Here is a 5,064-nt window from a genome sequence, read left to right on the forward strand (position 1 = left end):
GATCCGGAAGGTCACCGACGGCCGCAGGTCCCCCAGGAAGGCCAGGTGGTAGAGCACTGTGAAGGAGCGCGAACGCGAGCACGGCGCCGTCGGTGAGCACCGCCGGTGCGAGGGCCACCAGCGCGCGTGCCCGGGACATCGCGGTGGGACTGTCGACGCGCCCCGGTGCCGGCTCGGGCCGGGACCTCGGGTCCGGATCGGCGGGCGCTACGGCGATGCTGTCGACGTTGGCCACGGGCGTCCTTACTCGTCAGGCGGATGAGGGGTGTCGGCACGGTGACGGCCGGGTGTCAAGGGGGCAGCGTAGCGGAATCGGGCACTGGGAGCGCCGCTGCGGGCGGCGGAGTGTCGCCGTGCTGGTCACCCCGAGACCGGAGCCTCCCGGGGCCGGGGCAGGACGCTGTCGGCGCCGAGCCCGGCGGCCACGGACTCGACCAGGTGCTCGAGGTAGCCGTCGGTGAGCGGGAGACGGGCGATGGCGAGCCGCCAGTAGAGCGGGCCGACGATGAGGTCGACGGCGGCGTCCAGCTCGGTGTCGGCGGGCAGTTCGCCGCGCTGCACGGCCCGGGTGACCAGCCGGCCGCCGATCTCCTGCTGACGGGCGTGCAGCACCTGTCGCAGGGTGGCGTCGATGCTGGGGTTGCGGGCGGCCTCGGCCAGCAGGTCCGGGATGATCTGCGAGGCCAGGGGGTGGCGCAGCGCGAGCGCCACCGCCTGGAACAGCAGCGCGAGATCACCGCGCAGGGTGCCGGTGTCCAGCGCGGGCAGCTTGCCGTGCGCCGCCGCGGCGACGATCTCCAGCACCAGGTCGAGCTTCGAGCTCCACCGTCGGTAGATCGCCGTCTTGCTGACGCCGGCCCGCCGGGCCACCGCCTCGATGGAGAGCCGGCCGTAGCCGACCGCGGCGAGCTCCTGCATCAGCGCGCGGCGGATCGCCGTGGTGATCTCGTCGCGGAGCACCGCCGCCCCGGCCGGAGCCCGCCTCTTGTCGGGCGTCATCGAGGGTTCTTATCGCAGGTCACGCCCATCAGCTTAACGCAACGACGGTACGGTTGCGTCCCGACGTGTTTCGGACTACTGTCCACGCAGCGACGAGGCGGCGCCCCGCGCATATTTCCCACTAGGATTCGATCGTCGCGAGCAACCCGTCTGCACGAAAGATCGGAGCGCCATTTCCATGGCCACCACCGCGCTGGTCGACCCCGACACGGGCCTGACCCAGGCGCAGCTGGCCGCTCGGCACGGGCTACGGGTCGCCGGTGAGCGACCCAGTCTCGTCGAGTACAGCCGCCGACTATGGGCCTACCGGCACTTCATCGCCGCGTACGCCAACGCCAAGCTCGTCGCCTCGTACAGCAACGCCAAGCTGGGTCAGCTCTGGCAGGTGCTCACCCCGCTGACCAACGCGGCGGTCTACTACCTGATCTTCGGGGTGGTGCTGGCACAGAACGACATGCCGAACTACATCGCCTACCTGACCACCGGGCTGTTCATCTTCAACTTCACCCAGAGCGCGGTCCTGGCCGGCACCCAGGCGATCAGCAGCAACCTGGGGCTGATCCGGGCACTGCACTTCCCCCGGGCCAGCCTGCCGCTGTCCACCACGATGACGCAGTTCCAGCAACTGCTCGCGTCGATGGTGGTGTTGATCGGCATCGTGCTGGTCACCGGCGAGCCGCTCACCCTGGAGTGGTTGCTGCTGGTGCCGGCGCTGTTCCTGCAGGCGGTGTTCAACGCCGGCGTGGTGCTGCTGGTGGCCCGGCTGGGCTCCAAGTCGACCGACCTCAAGCAGGTCATGCCGTTCATCATGCGCACCTGGATGTACGGCTCCGGCGTCCTCTACAGCGTCAGCCTCTTCGAGCGGCTGCCCGGCTGGGCGACGACGCTGGTCCAGTTCAACCCGCTGCTGGTCTACATCGAGCTGGCCCGTTACACGCTGCTCGAGGAGGCACCATTGCTCAACGAGTCGCTGACCCAGCTCTGGCTGGTCGGCGGCGGGTGGGCGGTGGTCGCCGGGATCGGCGGTTTCATCTACTTCTGGCGCGGCGAACAGGAGTACGGCCGTGGTTGAGCACTTCGACGCCCCCGTCGGGGCGAGCGCGACGGTGACCCGCACGCAGGAGCGCATCCCGACAGTGGTCGTGGACGACGCACACATCATCTACCGGGTGCACCAGGGCGCCGCCGGGGGCACCACGCCGGTGGCCGCGCTGCGCCGGCTGGTCAAGCGCACCCACGCCCCGAACATCCGGGAGGTGCACGCGGTCAAGGGCGTCTCCTTCACCGCGTACCGGGGCGAGGCGATCGGGCTGATCGGCACCAACGGCTCCGGCAAGTCCACCATCCTGCGGGCCATCGCCGGTCTGCTGCCGGTCAACCGGGGCTCGATCTACACCCAGGGGCAGCCGTCGCTGCTGGGCGTGAACGCCGCCCTGCTCAACGACCTCTCCGGGGAGCGCAACGTCACCCTCGGCTGCCTGGCGATGGGCATGCATCCCGACGATGTCGCCAACCAGGCGGCCGGGATCATCGAGTTCTCCGGGATCAACGAGCGGGGCGACTTCGCCAGTCTGCCGATGCGGACGTACTCGTCCGGCATGGCGGCCCGGCTGCGGTTCTCCATCGCCGCCGCCAAGAAGCACGACGTGCTGCTCATCGACGAGGCGCTCGCCACCGGCGACAAGGGTTTCCGCAAGCGCAGCGAGCAGCGGGTCCGGGAGCTGCGCGAGGGCGCCGGCACGGTGTTCCTGGTCAGCCACCAACTCTCCTCGGTCCGGGACACCTGCGAACGGACGATCTGGCTGGAATCGGGCGTCCTGCGGATGGACGGGCCCACCGACGAGGTCATCCGGGCATACGAGGCCTACGCGAACAGCAAGTAGAGTGCCGGCGAACCGCCGGCATCGACACGGCACCACGGACCGCGTCGCCCGCGTTGGGGCGGCGCGGTCCGCGCGTTAAGGTTCATTCCGTCGCCGCTCGGGCGGAACCTTCCGTTAACGCATTCCTGAGAGTGAGGATCCGGCAATGACGCAGGACCAGACCACTGGCCCGGACGCCGCAACGGAGACCCCGGAGCCGTGGCGACCCGCGCGGACAGTGGCGGTGGTTCTGGCCGGAGGCACCGGGACCCGGCTGGGCCTCGGCATTCCGAAGCAGCTGCTGAAGATCGCCGGCAAGCCGATCATCGAGCACACCCTGGCGGTCTTCGAGGCGGCGCCGGAGATCGACGAGATCATCGTGCTGATGGCGGCCGGTCACGTCGACGACGCCCGGCGGATCGTCGAGAAGGCCGGCCTGCGCAAGGTCACCAAGGTGATCGAGGGCGGTGACACCCGCAACGCCACCACCCGGATCGCGCTGGACGCGGTCGGCCCGGCGGACTGCAACATCCTCTTCCACGACGCGGTCCGCCCGCTGCTCAGCGGCCGGATCGTGCGCGAGTGCGTGAACGCACTCTGGAGCTACGACGCCGTGGACGTGGCCATCCCGTCCGCCGACACGATCATCCAGGTGGACGAGAACGACTGCATCACCGACATCCCGGTGCGCTCCCGGCTGCGTCGTGGGCAGACCCCGCAGGCCTTCCGCTCCCCCACCATCCGGGAGGCGTACCGGATCGCCGAGGACGACCCGGACTTCGCCGCCACCGACGACTGCGGCGTGGTGCTGCGCTACCTGCCCGGCACCCCGATCAAGGTGATCGACGGCTCGGACGAGAACATCAAGGTCACCCACCCGGTCGACGTGCACCTGGCGGACAAGCTCTTCCAGCTCGCCGCGGCGCAGGCACCCCGGCTGACCGACCACCGCAGCTACACCGAGGAGCTGACCGGCCGCACCATCGTGGTGTTCGGCGGCAGCTACGGCATCGGTCACGAGCTGACCGAGCTGGCCCGCCGCTACGGCGCCCAGGTCTTCCCGTTCAGCCGGTCCAGCACCGGCACCCACGTGGAGCGGGCCGAGGACGTCGAGGCCGCGTTGACGACCGCCTTCGAGGCCACCGGCCGGATCGACCACGTGGTGGTCACCGCCGGCATCCTGGAGAAGGGCGCCCTCGCCGAGATGGACGAGGAGACCATGGACCGGCTGCTGCACGTCAACTTCGTCGGCCCGGTGACCATCGCCCGCCAGGCCCTGCCGTACCTGCAACAGACCAAGGGCCAACTGCTGCTCTACACCTCCAGCTCGTACACCCGGGGTCGGGCCCGCTACGCGCTCTACTCGGCGACCAAGGCCGCCCTGGTCAACCTCACCCAGGCGCTCGCCGACGAGTGGGCCGACGTCGGCGTCCGGGTCAACTGCATCAACCCGGAGCGCACCGCCACCCCGATGCGCACCCGGGCCTTCGGCGAGGAGCCGGAGCACACCCTGCTCGCCGCGGAGGCCGTCGCCCAGTCGTCCCTGGACGTGCTGATCTCGGACCTGACCGGCCAGGTGATCGACGTACGCCGGGCGCCGGCGACGGGCCCGCACCGAGCGTGCCGGCCCAGGCCGGGTCGGGTCGGGTCGACGCGCCAACCGGCGCGGCGTCCGCGAACTGACGCCCCGGCTGCGGAACCACGAACGGAGCGAGATGCGCGGCGACCTGGTCCGAAAGCTGGCCGCCCGGTGCCTGACCACCGGGTTGGCCGTGCTGGCCTTTGTCGTGCTGGCGCTCACCGGCGCCAGCGGTTGGGGGCTGGCGCTGGCCGTCGCCGCGTTGGCCGCCGCAGCCGTCGAGCAGCGGATCCGGCCCAACGCCGACCTCGTCGCGGAGACCACACTGATCGCGGCGGCGGTTCTGATCGGCTACGCCCGGCGACTGGACGACGGGCTCGACCTCGCGCTGGTCGCCACCGGTGTGGTCCTGCTGGGGCTGGTGCTGCTGGTGGGGCCGCTGCGCACCGCCGGCAACCTGGAGATCCGGACGGCCAACCTGCCGGTCCGCGCCTGGACCCCGCTGCTCGCCGACCGGCTCGACACTGCCCTGTTGGGGTTGCTCGCCGCCCTGGCGCTCGCCGCCGCGCTCGCCCTGCCGGCCGGCGTGGCGCTGGCCGCCAGCCTGCTGGTCGGCGCGGGCGC

At 71.0% G+C, this 5,064-nt stretch carries 4 protein-coding genes and 2 pseudogenes; 4 read left to right on the forward strand and 2 right to left on the reverse strand.

The genetic code is table 11. From position 1 onward, the window contains the following. Both JM949_RS38170 and JM949_RS33330 read right to left on the reverse strand, forming a co-directional pair. Nucleotides 1-235: hypothetical protein (locus JM949_RS38170; protein WP_238434347.1), on the reverse strand; the 235-nt coding region annotated here is incomplete at its 3' end. A 125-nt stretch (nt 236-360) separates the two neighbouring features. Further along, complete coding sequence (locus JM949_RS33330) at nt 361-999, reverse strand: TetR/AcrR family transcriptional regulator (RefSeq protein WP_203152026.1); 639 nt, start codon at nt 997-999, stop codon at nt 361-363. Between the two features lie 178 nt (nt 1,000-1,177). Between JM949_RS33330 and JM949_RS33335 the strand changes: the two genes are divergently transcribed. From JM949_RS33335 to JM949_RS33350, 4 genes and pseudogenes are all read left to right on the forward strand, one after another. Further along, nucleotides 1,178-2,071, forward strand: coding sequence for an ABC transporter permease (locus tag JM949_RS33335; protein WP_203152027.1), 894 nt, complete (start codon nt 1,178-1,180; stop codon nt 2,069-2,071). Beyond that, the gene (locus tag JM949_RS33340) at nt 2,064-2,882 is read left to right on the forward strand and encodes an ABC transporter ATP-binding protein (RefSeq protein WP_203152028.1); all 819 of its coding nucleotides are present in this window, start codon (nt 2,064-2,066) and stop codon (nt 2,880-2,882) included. The genes JM949_RS33335 and JM949_RS33340 overlap by 8 nt, the downstream gene beginning before the upstream one ends. A gap of 145 nt (nt 2,883-3,027) precedes the next feature. Further along, nucleotides 3,028-4,544, forward strand: a pseudogene (locus tag JM949_RS33345) (D-ribitol-5-phosphate cytidylyltransferase). Between the two features lie 32 nt (nt 4,545-4,576). Further along, nucleotides 4,577-5,064: pseudogene (locus tag JM949_RS33350) on the forward strand (CDP-glycerol glycerophosphotransferase family protein); the annotation flags it as partial.

The sequence above is a fragment of the Micromonospora tarensis genome, from assembly GCF_016803395.1.
Lineage (GTDB): Bacteria > Actinomycetota > Actinomycetes > Mycobacteriales > Micromonosporaceae > Micromonospora > Micromonospora tarensis.